Genomic DNA, 22,121 nt, shown 5'->3' on the forward strand with positions numbered 1-22,121 from the left:
TGACCTCACCGGGGCGGGTGGACAGGACAGTGAAGAGTCACGGCCTACCAGCCAGACAGGGTCCTAATCAGGTCACACCCGCCCCGGTCCTCACAGGTCACTTGGTGCAGGTGATCGACCGGAGTTCCGGGCCGACACATCTCGCCCATGACAGCACCGTCAGCCACGAAGTAAGTCAGACCCAAACCCGGTCAACCACCCACACCCATTCTCACTGCCACGAAGGGCCTGGTGAGGCGTGTTGCTACACCCTTCGTGGCTCGCTTCGCTCGCACCTCAGGGAACATGGAGTTCTGACGCTCACGAGTTGCTTTTTCGCAGTCCACGACGGCCGCCAGGCCGCAGATACTGAGCAGCAAGCTCGCGCACGTCACCCCGCCCCCTGAGGAGCGAGCTTGCGAGCGTCTCGAAGGGTCCGCCGCGCCGGCATCACGAACACGGCCGCGAGCAGGGCACACACGAGAAGACCGGCCGTGAGGAGGTACGTGTCGGCGATCGCCGAGGCCAACTCGGGCGCGGCGTCGATGCGTTCGGCGGGACTCAACGACATCGCACCCGCCACTCCCCGACCGTCGACCGCCGTACTGCGCGAATTCATCAGGGCCGCAATGGTGGCCGTGATCGCGGCCGACGCCAGCGCGACGGCGAACTGGTTCGAGGTCGTGAGGATGGTCGTGCCGCCCGGGGTGTCCGCGCCCTCGAGGTCGCGGGTGGCGGCCGTCATGGTGGGCAGCATCGTCGCGCCGACACCGATCCCCATGAGAGCGAGGATCGCGACGACGGCCGGGTAGGGGGTCGACTCGTCGAGCAGCGTGGCCATCAGGATCATCGCCGTCGTCGACAGCACGATGCCGCAGATCGCAACCCGTCGCGGGTCCACGGAATCGGCGACCCGCGTGGCGATCTGGAGAGTGATGCCGCTCAGGAGCGCGGGGAGGACGAACAGCATGCCGGCGGTCGTGGCCGAATCGGATCGGACCGACTGGACGTAGATGGGCAGGATCGTCATCGATCCGAAGTACGCCCCGGCGAAGAAGATCATCACCACGACGCCACCGCGCAGACGCGCGTGCGCCAATAGCCGGAGATCCAGGACGGGCGTGCGGCTGCGCAGCGATCGTCGGACGAAGTATCCCAGCAAGACCAGTCCGATACCGACCGGGACAAGTATCGATGCCGCGAGCAGCGACCCGGTGTCCCCGGCGCGGGACAGGCCGAGAACCAGGAACGCCCCGCCCGGTGACAGCGCCGCCACGGCTCGCAGGTCGATTCGCGGCATGCCGCGCGTGGCGGTTCGGGGGAAGAACCGCCACGCCAGGGCCGCCGCGATCAGGCCGAGGGGCACGTTCACCGCGAAGACGACACGCCAGCTGCCGTGGTCGACGAGAACGCCGCCCAGCACCGGACCGAGCACGGGACCGACGAGGGTGGGCAGTCCCAGGATGGCCATCATCCGACCGCGCAACGCCTCCGGCACGGCCTGCAGCGCAATGGCCATGCCGACGGGTTGCAGCATCCCACCACCGAGCCCCTGGAGCGCACGAAACACGATGAGACTGCCGATGTTCCAGGACAGGGCGGTGAGGAGCGAACCGAGAACGAAGACCAGGAGGGCCGCGCAGTAGACCCGTCGGCCGCCGAAGCGGTTGCTGGCGTAGGCCGACAGCGGCATGACCGCGACAAGGGCCAGTGCATACGCGGTGGTCACCCACTGCACGCTGGACAGCGGCGCATCGAATTCGGTGGTCAGTTGCGGCAGCGCAACGGTCACGACCGTCACGTCGAGCATCACCATGAGGGTCGGGACGACGAGGATGAGGCCGATGCGCCGGCTCGCCGGGTCGAGTGTGGTCACGACGACGAGCACACAACCTCAAGTTCAGTTGAAGTCAAGGGCGGTGTGAAATCCCGCGTCTTGGGGCAAGGTGGAGAGATGCCGGACAACGAGAAGCCCACATGGACCACGACCGACGACGAAGTGAAGGCCGACCCCGACATGCGGAGCGACCCCGACGAGAATGGCGGGCCGGCCTCGGCACTGCCCACCGCAGGGGACACGGAGATCGGCGAGACCGACCGAATCCGGGAAGACAAGGCGTCTTACGACGGAGCGCAGCCACCGGCCGACCACACTGACGAGGGTCACGCGGTCGGCGGATCGGAGGGCACGACCGATGGCCAGTGACACCCCGTCCGGACAGAAACGCACCATCGTCCTCACCGGCGCCAGCGACGGGATCGGCGCGATCGCCGCGCGATCCCTGGCCGGACCCGACACCGATCTCGTCCTCGTCGGACGCTCGGCGAAGAAGCTTGCGCCGATCGCCGCCGAGACCGGTGCGCGGCAGTTCACCGCCGACTTCTCCGCGCTCTCGGAGGTGCGGGATCTAGCCGCCGAGATCAATTCCGCCGTCGGGACCATCGACGTCCTGATGAACAACGCGGGCGGGACTTTCGACGCGTCGCACCGCACGTCCGACGGGCACGAACCCAACTTCCAGATCAACCATCTCGCACCGTTCCTGCTGACCCACCTGGTGCGGGACCGGTTGGCCGCGGCCCCACAATCGCTCGTCCTGAACACGTCCAGCGTCGGCAACCTCTTCGGGAAGGTCGACCTCGACGACCTGGATTTCGAGAAGCGCCGGACCCTCGCGATGCGGCCCTACGGTACGGCCAAATTGATGAACATCATGTTCACACGCGGGATCGCGCAGCGCTGGACCGGTGACAAGATCTATTCCGCCGCAGTGCATCCCGGACCGGCGGCAACGAGCTTCGGCCGCGACTCGCGCTTCGTCGGGCTCGCCTACCGGTCTCCGCTGACGCGCCTGGTGACCATCACCCCCGAGCAGGGAGCTGCCCCGCTCATCGCCCTGGCCGAGCGCGGCGCCGACCCGACGGTCAACGGCGTGTACTTCGATCGCCACAAGGCCAATGGTCGGGAGAACCGTCAGGCCCATGACCAGAAGCTGATCGACGGGTTGTGGCTGCGATCGGCGGAACTCACCGGTTTGACGTGACCTGACCCGTCTCCCCCGCCCTGACCTGGGCCGTGGCCGAGACCGCGGTTGTTCTCTACGTTGGCGGTCGGAGACCGACACCGTCTACCTGGACACAGGAGGTTCAGATGACACGCAACATTCTCTTCATCATGACCGGCGCCGGCAGCTGGACGCTGAATGACGGCTCGAGCCACAAGACCGGGTTCTGGGCCGAGGAGGCCGTCGCGCCGCTGGAAGTGTTCCGCGCGGCCGGCTACAAGGTGACCGTAGCCACTCCGAACGGCGCGAAGCCACCGGTCGACGAGACGAGCCTCGCGGTCGAGAGCATCGGCACACCTGAGCGCGCCGCGGAAATCCGCCATGTCGTGGAGACCGCTCCGGAGCTGCAGAAGCCGATAGCGCTCACCGACGTTCGCATCGCCGACTACGACGCCGTGTTCGTCCCGGGCGGCCACGGACCCATGGAGGACCTGGCCGTCGACGCGGACGCGGGAGCTCTGCTGATAGCGGCCGACGAGGCGCAACTGCCGCTCGGAATCGTCTGTCACGGTCCGGCGATCCTGTTGGCGGCGAACAACTCCGACGGCGTCAACGCGTTCGCCGGCCGCACGGTGACCGGCTTCAGCAACGCCGAGGAGGAACAGGCCGGACTCGCCGACAAGGCTCCCTGGCTCCTCCAGGATCGGCTCACCCAGGCAGGTTTCAAGGTCACCCTCGCCGAACCGTGGACGGTCCACATCGAGACCGACGGCAACCTGCTGACCGGCCAGAATCCCGCGTCGTCGGAATCCTTGGCACGCACCCTGCTGGATCGCCTCGAGAACGTGCCGCAGGGTTCCAAGTAGCACCTGCACCCCGCTCCCCGAGGAACGCGACCCATCTGCTCCCTGAGGTGCGAGGAGCACACCCCTGCTCCCTGAGGTGCGACGAGCACACCCCTGCTCCCTGAGGTGCGAGCGAAGCGAGCCACGAAGGGCCTCGCAAGGCGCCTCACCAGGCCCTTCGTGGCTCGTCGCTTGCGCTCCTCGCACCTCAGGGACCAGTGGGTGAGTAGTTCTCTCGGATCAGCGAGCGGTGAGGGGCTCTCCGCTCGTATCCGAGCGCAATTGTCAGTGCCGAGAGTCGTACGGCAGCAACGCCATCTCACGCGCGTTACGGATCGCCGTGGCGACCTGGCGCTGCTCCTGCGGGCTCAGCCCCGTGAGGCGTCGGCTGCGGATTCTGCCCTTGTCGGACAAGAATTGCCGCAGCAACGCGACATCCTTGTAGTCCACGGGATTACGACCGTCGACCCGCACGCCCTGTGCGATGAGCAGGTTCCGTTTGCGCTTCGCCGGCACTTCCTCGCGCTGACGTTGTCTTCTGTTGGCCATCACTGTTCCTCGTTCTCGTGGGTCCGGATCACCAGCTGGACTTCTGGATTCCGGGTAGTTCACCGCGGTGCGCGAGTTCGCGGAACCGCACGCGGGACAGGCCCGCCTTGCCGATGTACCCGCGGGGCCGGCCGTCGACGGCGTCCCGGTTGCGCAGTCGAGTCGGACTTGCGTTGCGCGGCAGCCGTTGTAGGCGTCGTAGCGCTTCCGAACGCTCCTCGGGCGTCGAACTGACTGCAACGCTCGCGCGCTTCAGTTCGGCGCGGAGGTCGGCATACCGCGCGACGACCTCGCGGCGCTGTTCGTTACGGACGATCTTGGACTTCTTGGCCATCAGCGGTCCTCTCGGAAGTCGACGTGGGCGCGGGCGATGGGGTCGTACTTGCACAGCACCATCCGGTCGGGATCGTTGCGGCGGTTCTTCCGGGTCACATAGGTGTATCCGGTCCCGGCGGTGGACCGCAGTTTGACGATCGGCCGGATCTCGTTGCGCGCCATCAGACCTTCTCCCCTCGGGCACGGATCTTGCGCAGCACCGACTCGATGCCGTGCTTGTCGATCGTCGAGATCCCCTTGGCGCTCACGCGCAGCGTCACGTACCGCCCCTCGCTGGGCACGTAGTAGCGGCGGCGCTGGATGTTCGGGTCCCACCGGCGCGACGTCCGCTTGTGCGAATGCGACACCTGCTTGCCGAAGCCGGGTACCCGACCGGTGACCTGGCACCTCTTGGACATGCTGCCTCCTGTTCTTATCGACAATGATTGGCATTAACTGTGCGGCCACGGTACCGTCGTCGAAGCACAAATGGAAATCATTCCCAATAGAACGGAGTGGAGTCGTGCTCGACGATCGATCCGCGAACCACCCGCAGGACGCCCCGGGCGACCAACGGACCCCGGTCGTGCTGGTCACCGGGCTCGACGCGTCGTCGATCCACCGGGTGGGCGACGCGTTGGAGTGCGGCGGCGTCGGCAGCGTCCAGGTCCACCACGACCTGACACAGGTCGAGGACGGCCGCGTCGTCCGGACCCTCAGCTGGCGGGGCCCTGACGGTCGCAGCCACCATGACGTCTGCATCGTGGAACTGGCCCACGGTTGCATCTCGTGCACCCTTCGCGAAGATCTGCTCCCTCTGTTGCGGCGGTTGCATCGTCGACCGTCGGTGAACCGGATCGTCCTCACACTCGATCCCGTCCTCGAACCCGAGCAGGTCGCCTGGTCGATCGAGAACGTCATCGTCTCGGACATGCCGGGGTTCGACGACGCCCCGGCGGCCGCCGACGTCCGCGTCGATCTCACCGTTGCCTGTGTGGCCGAGGAGGATTGGCTGACGTCGGCGACCGGCGATCTCTCACTCGCCGAGGGTGGGCATGTCGCGCTCGACGACGACCGCACCCTTGCCCAGGTGGCGGTCGGTCAGGTCGCTTTTGCCGACGCACTGGTGGTCGCGGCATGCGACCCGACCGTCCGCGACGCCTGGGCGTCCGCGCGACTCGTCGCCGTCCTCAAACGGCTCGCGCCGAACGTCCCGATGATGTTCGAGTTGCCGCAGCGCCCGATCACACCCGTCCTGGCCGAGCAACTGCTCGCCGCGGTACCGCCCCGTTCACGTCGCGGACGCATCGACGGTCCGCACGACCCTCTCCTCGCGGGCGAACCGCCACTGGACTCCGACTGCGGGGTCACGTGGGTCGAGTTCCACAGCGATCGACCGCTGCACCCGGGTCGCTTCCACGAGGCGATCGACGCCCTCCTCGACGGGGTCGTCTGTGCACGCGGGCGACTCTGGATCGCCACCCAGCCCGACGAGGCGCTCTGGCTCGAGTCGGCCGGCGGCGGACTGCGCGTCGCGCACGGAGGTCCCTGGCTCGCCTCGATGACCGATGACGAACTCGCGCAAGTACCCGACGAGCGTCGGGCTCTCGGTGCACTGCGCTGGGACGAGACCTTCGGCGACCGGCACACCTCGCTCGTCGCGCTCGTCCATCAGGGCGACCCCGCCCAGATCGAGGAGGCCCTCCGCGGCGCCTGCCTGAACGAGGTCGAATTCGCTGCCGGACAACAGTTCTGGTCGCACTTCGACGATCCGTTCGGGCAGTTCCACGCCGACCCGTGCGATGACCTCGACGTCGGCGAGTCGACCGTGGACGCATTCCCCGGCGTCGACGCTGATCCCCGGGACAACTGAACCCGCACCGACCCACATCTCACCGGAAGGCACCCACATGAAGAAGGGCATCCACCCCGATTACCACCCCGTCGTCATCCGCGACGGATCGACGGGCAAGGAGTTCCTCACCCGATCGACGGCGACATCGTCGACGACCGTCACCTGGTCCGACGGCAACGAGTACCCGCTCATCACCGTCGATGTCACCAGCGACTCGCACCCGTTCTACACCGGGGTCAATACGATCCCCGACGTCGCCGGCCGGGTCGAGAAGTTCCGCCGGCGCTACGCGCACCTGAACAAGGACGACTGAGGGACGTCGATGGGCGACGTCAGTTCTTGTCGTCCTTCGGTTTCCCGTTCCCCTTGTTCTCGCTCTTGCCACCACCGCCGTTGCCACCACCGCTGTTGCCCCGCCCGTTTCCGCCGCTTCCGGCCGGTCCCTCCTCGGTCTGGGGGGTGTCGATCTCCGTCGCGCCGGTCGGCAGAGGGATCGGCGCGGGCGCGTCGATCGTGCTCGGCGGTGGAGTCGGCCGTGATTCGGTGGTCGAGGACTCGGCGGCCGGCAGGGAGGTCGGGGTCGCCGGAACTGGGGTGTCGTCGTCGGATCCGGTGGCGATGACGACGACGGCGACGAGAAGGGCGGTCAGCAGAGCGGCGGCGCCGCCCAGCACCGCGATCGACGTTCGACGTCGGGAGCGGTTCGGCCCTTCCGGAAGCGAAGCCGTCCCCGAGGCGGTGCGAGTTGGCGGGGACGGTGGCGGCATCGGCGCCGTGAGCCGACTCGTCCCGTCCGGGCCCATGTGGTCGCCATGCCCGGCCAGCGCCGCGCTCATCGCCGCAGCACTCGGAAACGGCACGGTGTCACCCGGACGCATGGCCCGGTCGATCGTCTCGCGCAGTGCCGGCGCGACATCCGGACGGATGTCGGCCAGCAGTGGCGGCGGCGCGTGCAGGATCGCGTGCGCGACGGCGGCAGGGTTGTCGTGGTCGTACGCTCGGCGACCCGTCAGGGCCTCATATGCGACGACCGCAGCCGCGTAGAGATCGTCGGCCGGTGTCGCCACCCGGCCCAACACGCGACCGGGACTGAGGTAACAGATGGTTCCGACCACTTCTCCCGTCGCCGTGTGCGCCATCCCGGCCGTCTTGGCGATGCCGAGATCGGCAACCTTCACCCGGTCGCCGGACATCAGCAAGTTCGCGGGTTTGATGTCGCGGTGCAGCACCCCGGCGGAATGGGCGGCGTACAGGGCGGCCAGGACGTCCTCGAGGATCGCGGCGACGCGGTGGGGCGGCAACGGCCCGCCGGCCATGAGATCGCCGACCGTTGTGCCACTCAGCCGTTCCATCACGATGTACGGCGTTCCGTCGTGCTCGCCGAAGTCGTGGACGGCGACGATGTTGGGGTGGTTGAGCGCGGCGGCCGCCCGCGCCTCTGCAATGAACCGGTCACGTGCGACCGTCGGGGTCTCCGGCTCTGAGCGCAGTAGCTTGATGGCGACCGACCGGTGGAGTCGCCGGTCCCACCCGTCGTGGACCACCGCCATGCCACCGCGTCCGAGAACTCCCCGGATCTCGTCGCGTCCGTCGAGCAGGTCTCGGTCCACTTGTTCACGGTAGCGGGTGCCATTCCCGGCCATCGTCGACCCGGAGCCGGAGTCGGACGGCGTGATCTCAGCCCGGCAGCAACCCGTCGACCAGCGCGTCGACGATGTCGTCGACAGGCACATCCGGGAGCAGTGGGCCGGTCAGCTGGTCGAGGAGGAGTCCGTCGACGGCGTAGTGGAAGAGGGCGATCTCCCGTGCCGACCCGGGCAGACCCGCCTGTTCGTTGAACGCCACGTCCCCGGCGAACCCGGTCCGACGCCATTCCCCGATGATCTCCGCGACCTCGGGACGTCGAATTCCTTCCAACCGGAGTTCGATCAGTGCGATGGTGACGGTCCGGTTTGCCATCAGACGCTCGACGATGTTGCGGAGATACTCGGCGAACAGCTCCCGGGTCGGTGTGCGTCCGGCCCGCTCGGCGATGAACTCGTCACTCGGTGCCAGTCGCTCGTAGATGCGCTCCACCAATCCGGTGAGAAGTACTGAGCGAGAACGGAAGTAGTTCGTCGTCGTACCGAGGGGCACGCCGGCGGCACGGTCCACCGCGCGGTGGGTGAGTCCACGCGCGCCGGCGTCGGCGAGCACTTCTAGACCCGCATCGGCCAGGGCGCGTCGACGGTCGTCGTTACGGGCCATGAGAAAACGATAGCGCAACCACTACATGTGCTGTAGTTTCTCAACCACTACATCTGAAGTGATTGGGGATCAGCATGCGTGAACTCGTGTACTACGTGGCCGTGAGTCTCGACGGGTACATCGCCGGACCGGACGGCCAGTTCGACGCCTTTCTGATGGAGGGCGATCACATGGACGGCATCAACGAGCGGTTCGCCGACACCATCCCGACGGACTACGCCGCCGCACTCGGGATCGACCAGAGCACAGGGATTTTCGACACCGTCCTGATGGGAGCCGGTACCTATGCCGCCGGGTTGCCAGAGGTGACGAGTCCGTATCGCCACCTCGACCAGTACGTCTTCACCCATCGTCGACGCGACCCGGTGGACGGCGTGACGTTCACGGATCGCGACCCGGTCGAGGTGGTGCGTGAGCTCAAACAGCGCAAGGGAAAAGACATCTGGCTCTGCGGAGGCGGCGATCTCGCGACTCAACTGGCCGACGAGATCGACCGGTTTGTCCTCAAGCGTCAGCCGGTGATGTTCGGGAGCGGCATTCCGCTGATGGCGCCCGGCCGGTACGCGCCCAGGAGGTTTCGACGCGTCAGCGCACACGACTTCGACACCGGGGTGTCGTTCGTGGAATACGCCGCGACGTAGGCACGGACCTAGCTCAGCACCGCGAGCGCCTCGTCGGCCGCCACGAGATCGGCCATCGTCACGGTCCTGGTGCTGCTGCGGAGTTGCGCCGCCGCTCGCGACGCAGCCAGTGCGGTCAACCGGCCCGTCGCCTCGGACTGACCGGCGCCCGAGGCGTGCCGACGCTCACCGGTGCGCCGATTCTCGGCGAGGACATGCCACCCGTCCGAGCCGAGGGCGGGTGCCCACGTCAGGGTGCTTCGCAGTGCGGGTATCCGTCCGACGAGCCCGAGGGCCGCGGTCATCGGCCCCGAACTGAGGGTGAGATACGACCGGACCACGCCGGGTCTGTCGCCAAGGAGGACATGGTCGGGGAAGTCCGCTCGTAGGTAGCGCCGGGTCCGGCCGTCGGGTCCGGTCGCTTGCCGGCTGTCCCGGAGATTCCGCACCGGCCGATTCTCCGGCGGGCGGTGGACGTTGGTGCCGACCAGCCCGACGGTCCACGCGACCGCGGCGGGACCGTGCTTCTCCCCGGCCCCCAGCATCACGAGCACATCGAGGTCGTCGTCCGGGCGCGAGTCGAGTGCGGCGGTCAGGATGGTGCTGAGGCCCGGTGCCAACCCTGCCCCCAGGACGACGGGCCCGGTGGCCGTGGCACGTAGTCGGTCGAGATAGGCGCCGGAGGCCGAGATGTCGACCAGCGGCGTCTGCCCGGTCGCGGCTCCCAGCTCCGGGCGTTCGATGCCGGAGGCGTTGACGACGACATCGTGTTCGGCAGCGAGGTCGCGCAGGGTCGCGAGGTCGCCGCGCAGATCGATCCGGGCGTCCCCGCTCGCCGTGCGGCTCGTCACGGTCACGACGTGACCGTCCTGCTCGAGTTCGCGGGCAACGACGGTGCCCACCGCACCCCGCCCACCGAGAAGGAGGACCCGTGGGTTCGCGTGCTCGTTCGATTCGTTCATCCTCACCCAGTTCGTCGATACCGACTGCCGAGGACCATCCTCGCGGACAGCCGTCTCGTTCAACGGTGATCCTCGCGTACGCGTCGCACCTGGGGTCGGGGCTGGCACACCCGGCCGCGGAAACACGAAAGGCGACGAGGGCTCGTCGAGCCGCTTCGTCGCCTTCGAGGTGAAGTGGTGGAGCCTAGGAGATTCGAACTCCTGACATCTGCCTTGCAAAGGCAGCGCTCTACCAACTGAGCTAAGGCCCCGTGCCGTCCCGATCGGTTCGGCGGGATGCGAGATTCCGATGTCCGAAAACATCTGTCGCAGTGGGCCTAGGAGGACTTGAACCTCCGACCTCTTCGTTATCAGCGAAGCGCTCTAACCGCCTGAGCTATAGGCCCTTGAACCGAGGAGTGAGATTACCCGACCGATGCCCCAACAAACAAAACGGCTGGTCAGGCGCTCACTCAATCGAGGTCGGCGAGAGTCACCTCGGCGCCGCCGACGAGGTCGGCACAGATGTTGTAGATGTAGCTGCCGATCGTCGCGAGCGCGGTCAGCAGGATCGCGTTGATGGCGCCCAGAAGCGCCGCGGCGCCGAAGACGGTGCCCGCCCCGATCACGTCGTTACTCGCGGCCGATTCCTCCGCCATGAGCGTTCCGAAGCTGTTGTTCACCTGATCCCACACGCCCATGCCGTCGAGGATGAGGTACAGCACGGCGACGGAAATCATCCAGATGAAAAACCCGACCACCGACAGCACGGCCGCAACCTTGAACGTCGCCCACGGGTCGATCCGACGCACCTGCACCGAGGCGCGCAGCGCGGTCCCGGCGGCGAGTACCTGGCGAGGCGCCGACCGCGGTGCGGAGGGCTTGGATCCCGGCGCCTGTGCCGTCTCGGGTCGCTTCAGGTCCGCCGTGTGGTGGATCTGATCGAGGTCGGGCAGATCGTTCTCCGGAAGGTGTCCGCGGTCGATCGTGCTGGTGGGTGACTCGACGAAGCCGGGTTCCTCGGTCGCCGTCGCCGTACCCGATCGACGCGGACTCTCCAGCTTGGTCACCGGGGCCTGCTGGCCACTCATGCTGGCGGCAGCGGTGCCGCTGTTCGTCACGACGCCACGCGGCGGCGGGCCGCCCGGGTTGTTCAGCGGCGGGCCGGCTGGGCCCTCGCCGGTGCTCGGACGCTGAGCGGCGTCGCGGTTGAACGTCTCGGTCGGGGCGGCCGACGGATCGTCGACCGGCCCCCGCTGCCACGGCGGCACCAGTCCCCCGGTCGGGGTTCCCGTTCCGGGTCCCGCCGGTCCCCCGGCGGGGCGCCCGTTCTGGTCCTGATGCGGCTCGTTCGGTGTGCTCACAGACATTCCCTCACTCAGGCGTTCCTGACGTTGCTCGCTCGGCGCCGGGTCCGAACCCACCGTTCCCGACCCGTCGACTCGCGACGGGTCGAGCAACAGTGGCCTTCACCCTAACGCCTAGGAAGAGACCTCTGTCTCGTCCGGCTCGTCGGCGTTGCGGGCGATGGCGATGACCGTGGTGCCCTCGTCGATGTTCATCAGACGGACACCCTTGGTCTGGCGTCCGGCCTTGCGCACCGATTTCGCCGTGGTGCGGATGACTCCGCCCCCCGAGGTGATGGCGTAGAGCTCGGAGTCGTCGTCGACGATGAGCGCGCCGATCAGCTCACCGCGTCGACGATCGTGGGCGATCGTCAGCACACCCTTGCCGCCGCGACCCTGCACCGGGTAGTCGTCCATACCGGTCCGCTTGGCGTACCCGCCGGACGTGGCGACCAGCAGGTAGGTGCCCTCGCGGACGACGTTCAGTGACAACAGCGTGTCGTCGGTGTTGAACCGCATGCCCTGGACGCCGGAGGTCTGCCGGCCCATCGGCCGCAGGGCTTCGTCGTCGGCGTGGAACCGGATCGACTGTCCCTTCTGCGACACCAGGAGCAGATCGTCGTCGGCGCTGCACAATTGGGCGCCGACCAACTCGTCCTCGCCACGCAGGTTGATCGCCGCGATGCCGCCGGAGCGGTTGGAGTCGAAGTCGACCAGTCGCGACTTCTTCACCAGGCCGTTGCGGGTGGCGAGCACCAGATACGGCGCATCCTCGTAGGTCTTCAGCTGGATGACCTGGGCGATCCGCTCCTCCGGCTGGAAGGCCAGGAGGTTGGCGACATGCTGACCACGGGCGGTGCGGTTCGCCTCGGGCAGCTCGTAGGCCTTGGCGCGGTAGACGCGACCCTTGGTGGTGAAGAACAGGATCCAGTCGTGGGTCGAGCACACGAAGAAGTGCTTGACGATGTCGTCCTGCTTGAGCCCGGCACCCTGCACACCCTTGCCGCCGCGACGCTGGCTGCGGTACAGGTCGGTCTTCGTGCGCTTGGCGTATCCGGTCTCGGTGATCGTGACCACGACGTCCTCGCGAGCGATCAGATCCTCGTCGCTCACATCGCCGTCGGCCGCGATGATCTTGGTCCGACGCTCGTCACCGTACTTCTCGACGACCTCCTTGAGCTCGTCGCGCACGATGGCGCGCTGACGCTCGGGCCGGTCGAGGATGTCCTTGTAATCGGCGATCTCGAGTTCAATCTCGGCGAGTTCGTCGACGATCTTCTGGCGTTCCAGGGCCGACAGACGGCGCAACTGCATCGCGAGGATCGCATCGGCCTGGATCTCGTCGATGTCGAGGAGGTCGATCAGGCCGGTACGCGCGGTCTCGGTGTTGGCCGAGCGGCGGATCAGCGCGATCACTTCGTCAAGCGCGTCAAGGGCTTTCACCAGACCACGCAGGATGTGGGCGCGCTCCTCGGCCTTGCGCAACCGGTACCGCGTCCGTCGCACGATGACGTCGATCTGATGCGCCACGTAGTAGCGGATCATCTGGTCCAGACGCAGCGTGCGGGGCACGCCGTCGACGATGGACAGCATGTTCGCACCGAAGCTGGTCTGCAACTGGCTGTGCTTGTACAGGTTGTTCAGGACGACCTTCGCGACGGCGTCGCGACGCAGCGTCACCACGATCCGCATGCCGACGCGGTCCGAGGACTGATCCTCGATCCGGCTGATGCCCTTCAGCTTTCCCTCGTTGACCTGCTCGGCGATCGATTGGATCAGGTTGTCCGGGTTGACCTGGTAGGGCAACTCGGTGACCACCAGCGTGGTGGATCCCTTGTTCTCCTCGATGTCGACGACACTGCGCATCCGGATGCTGCCGCGCCCGGTGGTGTAGGCGTCCTTGATCCCCTGGCTGCCGACGATCAGTCCGGCCGTGGGGAAGTCGGGTCCCTTGATGCACTCCATGCACGCGGCGAGGGTGGTCTCGTCGTCGGCGTCGTGGTTCTCCAGCGCCCAGAACACCGCATCGGCAACCTCGTTGAGGTTGTGCGGGGGCATGTTCGTCGCCATACCGACGGCGATACCGCCGGAACCATTGATCAGCAGGTTCGGGATACGCGACGGCAGGACCGTCGGTTCATTCGTCTTGCCGTCGTAGTTGGGGACGAAATCGACTGTCTCCTCGCCGATGTCGCGCAGCATCTCCATGGCCAGCGGGGTGAGCCGGGCCTCGGTGTAACGCATCGCCGCGGCACCGTCGTTGCCCCGCGAGCCGAAGTTGCCCTGACCGTCGATGAGCGGGTACCGCATCGACCACGGCTGGGCGAGGCGCACCAGGGCGTCGTAGATCGCGGTGTCGCCGTGCGGATGGTAGTTACCCATCGTCTCCGCAACGGGTTTCGCCGATTTGACATAGCTGCGGTCCGGGCGGAACCCGGCGTCGAAAGACGCGTAGAGGAGGCGGCGGTGCACCGGCTTGAGACCGTCGCGGACCTCGGGGAGCGCACGGCCCACGATGACGCTCATCGCGTAGTCGATGTAGCTCTTCTGCATCTCCTGCCCGAGATCGACGGGCTCAATGCGATCGCCTTCACCGCCGGCGGGCGGCAGGGTGGTGTCAGTCATGTGTGTACTTTCTCCGATCGGAGCGGAATCGCAGGAACCCGCGATCAGACATCGAGGAAGCGAACGTCTTTCGCGTTGCGGGCGATGAAGCTGCGTCGGGCGGCGACGTCCTCACCCATCAGGATGGAGAACAGTTCGTCGGCGGCCGCGGCGTCGTCGAGGGTGACCTGACGCAGGACACGCACGGCCGGGTCCATCGTGGTCTCCCACAGTTCCTTGGCGTTCATCTCACCGAGACCCTTGTACCGCTGGATGCCGTCGTCGGTGTTGATCTTCTTGCCCGCCGCACGACCGGCCTCGAGCAGTCCGTCCCGCTCGCGGTCGGAATAGGCGAACTCCGGAGCCGACTTCTGCCACTTGAGCTTGTACAGCGGCGGCATCGCGAGAAACACGTGACCGTGCTCGATGAGCGGCCGCATGAAGCGGAACAGCAAGGTGAGCAGGAGGGTCGAGATGTGCTGACCATCGACGTCGGCGTCGGCCATCAGCACGATCTTGTGATAGCGGAGCTTGCTGATGTCGAACTCGTCGTGGATGCCCGTGCCGAACGCGGTGATGATCGACTGGACCTCGGTGTTCTTGAGTACCCGGTCGATTCGCGCCTTCTCGACGTTGATGATCTTGCCGCGCAACGGCAGGATCGCCTGGTACATCGAGTCACGGCCCGACTTGGCGCTGCCGCCGGCCGAGTCGCCCTCCACGATGTAGACCTCGCACTTGCTCGGATCGTTGCTGCGGCAGTCGGCGAGCTTGCCGGGGAGACCACCGATGTCGGTGGCGGTCTTGCGGCGCACCAGATCGCGGGCATTGCGCGCTGCCATCCGGGCCCGCTGCGACTCGACGATCTTCTTGATGATCGTCTTCGCCTCGGCCGGGTTGGCCTCCAGCCAGTGCCCGAGGTGCTCACTGCACACGCGCTGGACGAATCCCTTGACCTCGGTGTTGCCCAACTTGGTCTTGGTCTGACCCTCGAACTGCGGATCCCCGACCTTCACCGAGATCACCGCGGCGAGGCCCTCGCGGATGTCGTCACCCGAGAGGCGGTCTTCCTTCTTGTCCTTGATGAGCTTCTTGTCCACCGCGTACTTGTTCACGGTGAGGGTCAGCGCGGCGCGGAATCCCTCTTCGTGGGTACCGCCCTCGTGGGTGTTGATGGTGTTGGCGAAGGTGTGGACCGACTCGGAATAGCCTGCATTCCACTGCATCGCGACCTCGACCTCGTGGCCGGTGCCCTGGCCGGTGAAGCCGACGACGGTGGTGTGGATCGACTGCTTGGTCCGGTTGAGGTGCTTGATGTAGTCGACGAGCCCGTCGGGGTAGTGATAGGTACGGGTCTTCGGCTTGGCCGCGGCGGCGGCCTTCTCTTCCTCGGACTTCACCACCTCGGCGGCCTCGGTGGTGCCGCTCTCCTCGTCACCGTCGGCGTCACCCGGCGGCTCGATGGCCTGCGGACGCTGATCGGTCAGCGTGATGGTGAGCCCCTTGTTCAAGAAGGCCATCTCCTGCAGACGACGCGCCACGGTCTCGGCGTTGAATCGGGTGGTCTCGGTGAAGATCTCGGGGTCCGGCCAGAACCGCACCGTGGTGCCGGTCTTGCGCGTCGGGGTCCCCTTCTCGAGGGCGCCGGGTGTCGCGTAGGTGTAGGTCTGCTCCCAGTTGAATCCGTCGTTCTGGATCTCCAGCTCCACCTTGGTGGACAACGCGTTGACCACCGAGATGCCGACGCCGTGCAGACCACCGGACACCGCATAGGCGTCGGAGTCGAACTTGCCGCCGGCGTGCAGCTGGGTCATGACGACCTCGACCGTCGGCACGCCCGTGCGGTGCATGCCGGTCGGGATGCCGCGGCCGTCGTCGACGACCTGGACACCGCCGTCGGCCAGGAGGGTCACGTCGACGCGCGAGGCGAAGCCGGCCATCGCCTCGTCGACCGAGTTGTCGACGACCTCCCAGATCAGGTGGTGCAGCCCTCGCTCACCGGTGGATCCGATGTACATGCCGGGCCGTTTGCGGACGGCTTCCAGACCTTCGAGGATGTTGATCGAATCGGCGCCATACTCTGACGGCTTCTTCTTGTTCTTCTTCGGTCCGGTGTCGTTGGTGTCGGCCACGAGGTGCGTCCGCTCCTGTTCTGCTCATCGACGGATCAGGTGGTCTCCGGATCCGTCGTCGATCCTTCTCGACGGGGCACACGGCGGTTGCGCGCACAGGAATACCCGGTGGGTACATCCGGGTAGCCTGGAGGCGCTGTCTGTCTGCTGTTGTGCACCCCTGTCGGGACAACTCTCCACAGTGTACTGCCTGACTCGCCCTGGAACGCGCATCCGGGGCCGCTAACAGGCCCTCAGAACGATTTTTTTGCCTCGATCCCGGTTCGATCGTGGCTTGGGGATGGAAAACGGCCCACGAGGCTCTGCAACTAGTAAAGTGCGGTCGAGTCTGCTAGCGGCGCGTCAGCCGTAGGTGTCGCGTGGGCCTCGCCCGCGCACATGCCGTTCACCCTTACGCCACGACGGGCCCTTCGGACCGCTGATCCGCAACGAGGTGACCTGGCCGTTGCCGATGGCGGCCGCGATCTTGGCGAGGATCTGGGATTGGATGTAGCGAAGTTGCGTCGCCCACGCCGTCGACTCGGCCTGCACGTGGAGGACGTTGTCGCGCAACGCAACCGGCTTCGCATGAGCCGCGATGTCCGAACCCACGATCTGTTCCCACATCCCGAACAGGGTGCCTTCGCCGATCTTCTCCTGCCACCCGCGATCCTTCGCCAGACCTCCGACGAGCCGGCCGACGGGCTGCGGATCCCGCGGATCCGGACCGGAGCCGGACCAGCGTCGACGCCCCTGGGATCCGCGCGGGACCCGACGGACGGGCGACGCCCGGCCCCGGCCGACCGACTTACCCGCGGCGCGGGCCTGGGCCCGGGCCTCCTCGAGCGCCTTGCGGGCACGCTCGTACCCGCCGAGTTCGCCGGGCGGTGTCGGCCGTGGTGCGGGGTCGGCAGGATCCGGGGACCCGGACGGGCGATCGTCACTCATGGGCTTCCTCCCCCGCTGCCGTCACATCGTCGAGCGCAGAGTCGACGATGTGCGACCGGCGGCCCGCATCGTCGTCGACCACATCGACGCCGATCCGCCGGCCACCGATCCGCCCGGGGATGTCCTCGGCGACGGCGGCGGTGATGAGGAGTTGCTCGGCGTCGGCGGTGAAATCGACGAGTTGCGCGCGCCGCTTGGCGTCGAGTTCGGCGAACACGTCATCGAGCATGATCACCGGCTCGACACCTTCGGCGCGGGTGAGCTCGACCGAGCCGAGGCGCAGAGCCAGCGCCAACGACCAGGATTCCCCGTGCGAGGCAAAGCCTTTCGCGATATCGCTGCCGAGGACGATGTCGATGTCGTCGCGATGCGGACCGACGAGACACAGGCCCCGCTCGATCTCCTTGTCGCGCAACTCCGTCAGGCGTAGTGCCAGCACGTCGGCGATCGCCTCGGGTGTGTGTTCCTCGATCTCCACACCGCCGGCGGGACGATACCGGAGCACGGCCGGCCGTGAATGCGGCGCGATCGACGCATACGAGCCGGTGAAGTGCGGCTCGAGCTCGGCGAGCACCGACAACCGTGCGGCGATCACCTGACCGCCGAGATCCGCGAGCTGACCGTCCCAGACATCGAGCGTGCTGACCACCGAATCTGCCTGTTGCCCACCACGTCTCAGCGCCGCGGCGGCAGTCTTGAGCAAGGCCGACCGCTGACGCAGGACCCGGTCGTAGTCCGCGCGGGCGGCGGCGAAACGGGGACCCCGCTGCGCGACGAGCTCGTCGACGAAGCGTCGTCGGTCGCTCGGGTCACCACGCACCAGGGACAGGTCCTCCGGCGCGAACAGCACCGTACGGAGGATGCCGAGCAGGTCGCGGGGCCGCCGCGCCGGGCTGCGGTTGATCGTCGCCTTGTTCGCGCCCTCGGCATTGATCCGCAGCTCGGCGGTCAGCTCACGGCCGTCGTTCTCGACCGTCGCGGTCACCGACGCCGACGCCGATCCCGCGTGTACGAGCGGTGCATCGGAACTCACCCGGTGTGAGCGCAGCGTCGACAGATAGAACAGCGCCTCGAGCAGATTGGTCTTGCCGAAGCCGTTGCGGCCGGTGAAGACCGTCGGCCCGGGTACCAGATCGAGGTCGACGGCCCGCCACGATCGGAAATCGCGCAGATGCAGCTCACGGACGAACACGAGTCGGCGTCGATCCTGAGGACGGTGAGGCCGTGGCGGCCGTCAGCCCGGGAGGCGGACGGGCATCAACAGGTAGCTGAATGCGCTCTCGGGAGCGACGAAGGCGCCGGACTCGTCCGCGACCGGATCCTCTCCGCTGGCCGGACGGAGCACGGCAGGCCGGCTGGGGGTGGTGAATCCGAAGTCCACCGCGTCGGCGTTGATCGCCGATAATCCGTCCTGCAGGTACCCGGGGTTGAACGCGATCGTGAGGGGCTCACCCTGGAACGACACGGGCAGCTCTTCCTCGGCCTTGCCGGCCTCGTCGCCGCCCGCGGTGAGCAGCACGGATCCCTCGGAGAACTCCATCCGGACCTGCGCGCCGCGCTCGGCGACCAGGGCCACACGGCGGATCGCCTCGATCAGCGGGCCGCTGTCGATGGTGGCGACGGCGGTGTGGCTGGCCGGGAGCAGCTGACGGAACTTCGGGAACTCCGCGTCGAGCAGGCGGGTGGTGGTCTTCTTGGTCTCGCCGAGGATGCCGAGGATGCCGTCGGATCCGATGGCCGCGCCACCACCGAACGCCAGCGAGACGACGCCGGTGCCCTCGGCACCTGCGGTCTTGGCGCTCTCCGAGAGCGTCTTGGCGGGCACCAGGACGGCTCCCTTGGTGTCGGGATCGGAAGGCTCCCACTGCAATTCACGCACAGCGAGCCGGAAACGGTCGGTCGCGGCGAGGACGACGGAGTTGCCCTCGATCTCGACGCGGACACCGGTGAGCATGGGCAGGGTGTCGTCCTTGCCGGCCGCCACGGCCACCTGCGAGATCGCCTCGGCGAAGAGCTGCGACGGGATCGTTCCGGTGACGGAGGGCACGTCGGGCAACTGCGGGTAGTCCTCGACCGGCATCGTCGGGAGCGAGAACTTCGCGCTGCCACAGGTGATCGCGACGCGTGCGCCGTCGAGGGTCACGTCGACCGGCTTGTTCGGCAGGGCCTTGGTGATGTCGGCGAGGAGCCGACCGGAGACCAGGACCTGTCCGGGCTCGGCGACCTCCGCGCCCAGATTTTCCTGGGCCGAGACCTCGTAGTCGAAACCCGAGACGGTCAGGCCCGTTTCGCCGACGTTGAGCACCACACAGCCGAGAACCGGGACGGGCGGACGAGACGGGAGACTGCGGGCCACCCAGGCGACGGAATCAGCGAACTCGTCACGCGCGACACGAAACTTCATGCTGGGAGGTTGCCCTTCTCTCGTTCTCGTTCCCGCCTGGATCGCCGGGTCGGCGCCGCAGTGGGTCGGCCGGCCTGGAGTGGGATCCCGCATCCGGGAATCCCACTGTAGAACGCCGCCGCCCGAGCCGGAGTGGTTGGGGCCAAGTCAGACCGTCGTCGGAGCCGGCCGCGGGCGACCCGATCGGCGACGGTCTGTGCACAGACCTTCTTACAAAAGAATCTCTTTCTAGAGGGATCCATCTCAGTAATAGGAGTTGTGCAATCTGTGGACAACCATGACATCGGGCCAGTCCGGGCGGGTGTGGACGTGTGCATGACCGGTGGAGCAACGTCGAGCGGATCCGTCCGGGGATGTGGAGTTCTCATGTTGTTCGCGCGGCGTCCACCGGCGATGCACATGCCGACCCCGGTTATCCCAAGGATTGTGCACAGCTGGTGATCGATCGTGAGCAGCGTCGATGTCGGCCGAATCCTACTGCGGGAAGGCGGTCCACGGCGTCGAAGACTCTCGACCCGAGGACCAGACTTGGCATTCGGAGGGGCCATCGCAGTCGCCATCGGATGCCACTGCGGGCGGCGGAACACCCCCGGACGACCGCACCCCCGGGCCGTCGTGGCCTCGGGGGTGCGGAGAGCTGTAGGTGTGAGCGTGTCAGCCCACGGCGCGCTGCTTGATGCGGGCGGTAAGTTCCTGGACATGGTCGTACACCCGGCGGCGCTCGGCCATCTCCTTGCGGATCTTCCGTTCGGCGTACATGACCGTCGTGTGATCGCGGTCGAAGGTCTCGCCGATCTTCGGCAGCGAGAGGTCGGTGAGCTCACGACACAGGTACATGGAGATCTGGCGGGCCTGGGCGATCGACCGTGTCTTACCGGGACCTCGTAGTTCCTCGACAGAGATGTCGAAGTACTCGGCGGTGATCGCGAGGATGCTCGCCGCGCTGACCTCCAGGGTCCCCGAGTTGGGCAGCAGGGCCTGCAAGACGACGTCGGCCAGGGACTTGTCGAGAGCAGCGTCGTTGAGCGACGCGAACGCCGTCACGCGGATGAGTGCACCCTCGAGTTCACGGATGTTGCGCTCGATCTTCGACGCGATGAGTTCGAGTACATCGTCGGGAACCGCGATGTTGTCCATCTGCGCCTTCTTGCGCAGAATCGCGATCCGGGTCTCCAGATCGGGCGGCTGGACATCGGTGATCAAGCCCCACTCGAACCGTGTACGGAGCCGATCTTCCAGTGTCGCAAGCTGTTTCGGCGGCCGGTCAGAGGAGATGACGATCTGCTTGCTCGCGTTGTGCAGGGTGTTGAAGGTGTGGAAGAACTCTTCCTGGATACCTTCTTTGCCCACGAGGAACTGGATGTCATCGACCAGCAGCACATCGACGTCGCGATACCGGCGCTTGAACGCCACCCGCCGGTCGTCGCGGAGCGAGTTGATGAAGTCGTTGGTGAATTCCTCGGTGGACACGTACTTGACCCGCATGCCCGGGAAGAGGCGCTGCGCGTAATGGCCCGCGGCGTGCAGCAGGTGCGTCTTGCCGAGTCCGGACTCTCCCCAGATGAACAGTGGGTTGTAGGCCCGGGCGGGGGCTTCCGAGACCGCCACCGCCGAGGCGTGCGCGAAACGGTTCGACGCGCCGATGACGAAGGTGTCAAAGGTGTACTTGGGGTTGAGGTTTGCGCCGGTGGCCGGCGGCGTCGAGGTGGGCCGCTCGGCGAAGTACGACGCCCAGTCGCCGGACGGGCGCGTCGACTCCGGCATCGGGGACGGCGCGCGGCCCGCGCCGACGGGGGCGGCCGTGTAGTCGACCGCTGCGGCCGCTCCGGCGATGGGCCGTACGTCGGGAACGGGTGTTTCCGCCACCGGCTCGTCGTTACGCGGGGTGGCGATACGGACGCCGAGATCGACGGGTTCGTCGAGGTGGCGGCTGAGGACCGAGCGGATGGTCTCGCGGAGATTGCGCTCGATCTGTTCCTGGACCAGCGCCGTCGGCACGGTCAGCAGGGCGAAGCCTTCGGTGAGGGTCAGGGGTCGAACCAGTGACAGCCACGCCTTCTGCTGGCGTGTCAGTGGTTCGTGGTCGCGTGCGGCTTCGTCGTCGTTGAGTTCGGCGACGACCTGTTGCCACACCTCGCCGAAAGTGTCTCGGTCTGAAGTCACGGGGCTGGCCTCCTGGTCCGGAAAACTACCAGCGTTCACGAGAGCGGTGGCATCTGCGCCGGAGTCCCCGTCTCTCCACAGGGTTATCCACACCTGTGTACAAAGGTGACGAACTGGGGACTTCGGTCGGAGCCAGGTCCTCGAGGATCTACCTCGACGGGAGGGGTGGCCGACGCTGTGAGTGAACGT

At 67.0% G+C, this 22,121-nt stretch carries 21 protein-coding genes and 2 tRNA genes; 6 read left to right on the plus strand and 17 right to left on the minus strand.

Going from position 1 to position 22,121, the window contains the following annotated elements:
• Positions 1-370: 370 nt before the first annotated feature.
• Positions 371-1,855 carry a DHA2 family efflux MFS transporter permease subunit gene (locus tag JW364_RS20130; RefSeq protein ID WP_205334190.1) on the minus strand — a complete coding sequence of 495 codons (1,485 nt, stop codon included), beginning with the start codon at positions 1,853-1,855 and terminating at the stop codon, positions 371-373.
• A gap of 78 nt (positions 1,856-1,933) precedes the next feature.
• On the opposite strand from JW364_RS20130, the gene JW364_RS20135 reads away from it, so the two are divergent.
• From JW364_RS20135 to JW364_RS20145, 3 genes are all read left to right on the plus strand, one after another.
• Positions 1,934-2,185 carry a hypothetical protein gene (locus tag JW364_RS20135; RefSeq protein ID WP_068970751.1) on the plus strand — a complete coding sequence of 84 codons (252 nt, stop codon included), beginning with the start codon at positions 1,934-1,936 and terminating at the stop codon, positions 2,183-2,185.
• A complete protein-coding gene (locus tag JW364_RS20140) occupies positions 2,175-3,023 on the plus strand; it encodes an SDR family NAD(P)-dependent oxidoreductase (protein ID WP_159369726.1) in 849 nt (282 codons plus the stop codon). Before JW364_RS20135 ends, JW364_RS20140 begins: the two co-directional genes overlap by 11 nt.
• Positions 3,024-3,130: 107 nt before the next feature.
• Positions 3,131-3,850, plus strand: coding sequence for a type 1 glutamine amidotransferase domain-containing protein (locus tag JW364_RS20145; RefSeq protein ID WP_058253007.1), 720 nt, complete (start codon positions 3,131-3,133; stop codon positions 3,848-3,850).
• A 264-nt stretch (positions 3,851-4,114) separates the two neighbouring features.
• Here JW364_RS20145 and rpsR read toward each other — a convergent pair whose 3' ends face one another.
• The 4 genes from rpsR to rpmB are packed head-to-tail and all read right to left on the minus strand — an operon-like array spanning position 4,115 to position 5,112.
• Positions 4,115-4,378, minus strand: a complete 264-nt coding sequence (gene rpsR / locus JW364_RS20150) for a 30S ribosomal protein S18 (RefSeq protein WP_058253006.1) — start codon at positions 4,376-4,378, stop codon at positions 4,115-4,117.
• A 28-nt stretch (positions 4,379-4,406) separates the two neighbouring features.
• The gene (gene rpsN / locus JW364_RS20155; protein ID WP_205334189.1) at positions 4,407-4,712 is read right to left on the minus strand and encodes a 30S ribosomal protein S14; all 306 of its coding nucleotides are present in this window, start codon (positions 4,710-4,712) and stop codon (positions 4,407-4,409) included.
• Positions 4,712-4,876, minus strand: coding sequence for a 50S ribosomal protein L33 (gene rpmG, locus JW364_RS20160; RefSeq protein ID WP_205334188.1), 165 nt, complete (start codon positions 4,874-4,876; stop codon positions 4,712-4,714). The genes rpsN and rpmG overlap by 1 nt, the downstream gene beginning before the upstream one ends.
• A complete protein-coding gene (rpmB, locus tag JW364_RS20165; protein ID WP_004020952.1) occupies positions 4,876-5,112 on the minus strand; it encodes a 50S ribosomal protein L28 in 237 nt (78 codons plus the stop codon). Before rpmB ends, rpmG begins: the two co-directional genes overlap by 1 nt.
• A 104-nt stretch (positions 5,113-5,216) precedes the next feature.
• Here rpmB and mrf point away from each other — a divergent pair, with 104 nt between their 5' ends.
• Both mrf and JW364_RS20175 read left to right on the plus strand, forming a co-directional pair.
• Positions 5,217-6,566: a ribosome hibernation factor-recruiting GTPase MRF gene (gene mrf, locus JW364_RS20170; protein WP_205334187.1), complete on the plus strand. Its 1,350-nt coding sequence runs from the start codon at positions 5,217-5,219 to the stop codon at positions 6,564-6,566.
• 37 nt (positions 6,567-6,603) lie between these two features.
• A complete protein-coding gene (locus tag JW364_RS20175; protein WP_165629297.1) occupies positions 6,604-6,861 on the plus strand; it encodes a type B 50S ribosomal protein L31 in 258 nt (85 codons plus the stop codon).
• Between the two features lie 19 nt (positions 6,862-6,880).
• Here JW364_RS20175 and JW364_RS20180 read toward each other — a convergent pair whose 3' ends face one another.
• A complete protein-coding gene (locus tag JW364_RS20180; RefSeq protein WP_205334186.1) occupies positions 6,881-8,158 on the minus strand; it encodes a serine/threonine-protein kinase in 1,278 nt (425 codons plus the stop codon).
• A gap of 67 nt (positions 8,159-8,225) precedes the next feature.
• Positions 8,226-8,795 carry a TetR/AcrR family transcriptional regulator gene (locus JW364_RS20185; protein WP_205334185.1) on the minus strand — a complete coding sequence of 190 codons (570 nt, stop codon included), beginning with the start codon at positions 8,793-8,795 and terminating at the stop codon, positions 8,226-8,228.
• A gap of 74 nt (positions 8,796-8,869) precedes the next feature.
• Between JW364_RS20185 and JW364_RS20190 the strand changes: the two genes are divergently transcribed.
• The gene (locus JW364_RS20190; protein WP_205334184.1) at positions 8,870-9,436 is read left to right on the plus strand and encodes a dihydrofolate reductase family protein; all 567 of its coding nucleotides are present in this window, start codon (positions 8,870-8,872) and stop codon (positions 9,434-9,436) included.
• An 8-nt stretch (positions 9,437-9,444) separates the two neighbouring features.
• Here JW364_RS20190 and JW364_RS20195 read toward each other — a convergent pair whose 3' ends face one another.
• From JW364_RS20195 to dnaA, 10 genes are all read right to left on the minus strand, one after another.
• Positions 9,445-10,377 carry a saccharopine dehydrogenase gene (locus JW364_RS20195; RefSeq protein ID WP_159369720.1) on the minus strand — a complete coding sequence of 311 codons (933 nt, stop codon included), beginning with the start codon at positions 10,375-10,377 and terminating at the stop codon, positions 9,445-9,447.
• A 175-nt stretch (positions 10,378-10,552) separates the two neighbouring features.
• Positions 10,553-10,628 (minus strand) — tRNA-Ala (locus tag JW364_RS20200).
• Between the two features lie 61 nt (positions 10,629-10,689).
• Positions 10,690-10,763 (minus strand) — tRNA-Ile (locus JW364_RS20205).
• Between the two features lie 66 nt (positions 10,764-10,829).
• Positions 10,830-11,720, minus strand: coding sequence for a DUF3566 domain-containing protein (locus JW364_RS20210; protein WP_205334183.1), 891 nt, complete (start codon positions 11,718-11,720; stop codon positions 10,830-10,832).
• 117 nt (positions 11,721-11,837) lie between these two features.
• Positions 11,838-14,327 carry a DNA gyrase subunit A gene (gene gyrA, locus JW364_RS20215; protein WP_058252999.1) on the minus strand — a complete coding sequence of 830 codons (2,490 nt, stop codon included), beginning with the start codon at positions 14,325-14,327 and terminating at the stop codon, positions 11,838-11,840.
• A gap of 44 nt (positions 14,328-14,371) precedes the next feature.
• Positions 14,372-16,438, minus strand: a complete 2,067-nt coding sequence (gene gyrB / locus JW364_RS20220; protein WP_205334182.1) for a DNA topoisomerase (ATP-hydrolyzing) subunit B — start codon at positions 16,436-16,438, stop codon at positions 14,372-14,374.
• Positions 16,439-16,780: 342 nt separating this feature from the next.
• On the minus strand, positions 16,781-17,365 hold the full coding sequence (locus JW364_RS20225; protein ID WP_205334181.1) for a DUF721 family protein: 585 nt from the start codon (positions 17,363-17,365) through the stop codon (positions 16,781-16,783).
• Positions 17,358-18,557, minus strand: coding sequence for a DNA replication/repair protein RecF (recF, locus tag JW364_RS20230; protein WP_205334180.1), 1,200 nt, complete (start codon positions 18,555-18,557; stop codon positions 17,358-17,360). The genes JW364_RS20225 and recF overlap by 8 nt, the downstream gene beginning before the upstream one ends.
• A gap of 42 nt (positions 18,558-18,599) precedes the next feature.
• Complete coding sequence (gene dnaN / locus JW364_RS20235) at positions 18,600-19,769, minus strand: DNA polymerase III subunit beta (RefSeq protein ID WP_058252995.1); 1,170 nt, start codon at positions 19,767-19,769, stop codon at positions 18,600-18,602.
• 654 nt (positions 19,770-20,423) lie between these two features.
• Positions 20,424-21,932, minus strand: coding sequence for a chromosomal replication initiator protein DnaA (gene dnaA / locus JW364_RS20240; RefSeq protein ID WP_065630839.1), 1,509 nt, complete (start codon positions 21,930-21,932; stop codon positions 20,424-20,426).
• Positions 21,933-22,121: the final 189 nt, after the last annotated feature.

This window comes from Gordonia sp. BP-119 (assembly GCF_016924115.1).
GTDB lineage: Bacteria > Actinomycetota > Actinomycetes > Mycobacteriales > Mycobacteriaceae > Gordonia > Gordonia hongkongensis.

Excerpts from the sequence above, each read along its gene's own strand:
- JW364_RS20135 (WP_068970751.1), top strand. The coding sequence starts at position 1,934 with ATGCCGGACAACGAGAAGCCCACATGGACCACGACCGACGACGAAGTG.
- JW364_RS20140 (WP_159369726.1), top strand. The coding sequence starts at position 2,175 with ATGGCCAGTGACACCCCGTCCGGACAGAAACGCACCATCGTCCTCACC.
- JW364_RS20145 (WP_058253007.1), top strand. The coding sequence starts at position 3,131 with ATGACACGCAACATTCTCTTCATCATGACCGGCGCCGGCAGCTGGACG.
- rpsR (WP_058253006.1), bottom strand. The coding sequence starts at position 4,378 with ATGGCCAACAGAAGACAACGTCAGCGCGAGGAAGTGCCGGCGAAGCGC.
- rpsN (WP_205334189.1), bottom strand. The coding sequence starts at position 4,712 with ATGGCCAAGAAGTCCAAGATCGTCCGTAACGAACAGCGCCGCGAGGTC.
- rpmG (WP_205334188.1), bottom strand. The coding sequence starts at position 4,876 with ATGGCGCGCAACGAGATCCGGCCGATCGTCAAACTGCGGTCCACCGCC.
- rpmB (WP_004020952.1), bottom strand. The coding sequence starts at position 5,112 with ATGTCCAAGAGGTGCCAGGTCACCGGTCGGGTACCCGGCTTCGGCAAG.
- JW364_RS20175 (WP_165629297.1), top strand. The coding sequence starts at position 6,604 with ATGAAGAAGGGCATCCACCCCGATTACCACCCCGTCGTCATCCGCGAC.
- JW364_RS20185 (WP_205334185.1), bottom strand. The coding sequence starts at position 8,795 with ATGGCCCGTAACGACGACCGTCGACGCGCCCTGGCCGATGCGGGTCTA.
- JW364_RS20190 (WP_205334184.1), top strand. The coding sequence starts at position 8,870 with ATGCGTGAACTCGTGTACTACGTGGCCGTGAGTCTCGACGGGTACATC.
- JW364_RS20195 (WP_159369720.1), bottom strand. The coding sequence starts at position 10,377 with ATGAACGAATCGAACGAGCACGCGAACCCACGGGTCCTCCTTCTCGGT.
- gyrA (WP_058252999.1), bottom strand. The coding sequence starts at position 14,327 with ATGACTGACACCACCCTGCCGCCCGCCGGCGGTGAAGGCGATCGCATT.
- JW364_RS20225 (WP_205334181.1), bottom strand. The coding sequence starts at position 17,365 with ATGAGTGACGATCGCCCGTCCGGGTCCCCGGATCCTGCCGACCCCGCA.
- dnaN (WP_058252995.1), bottom strand. The coding sequence starts at position 19,769 with ATGAAGTTTCGTGTCGCGCGTGACGAGTTCGCTGATTCCGTCGCCTGG.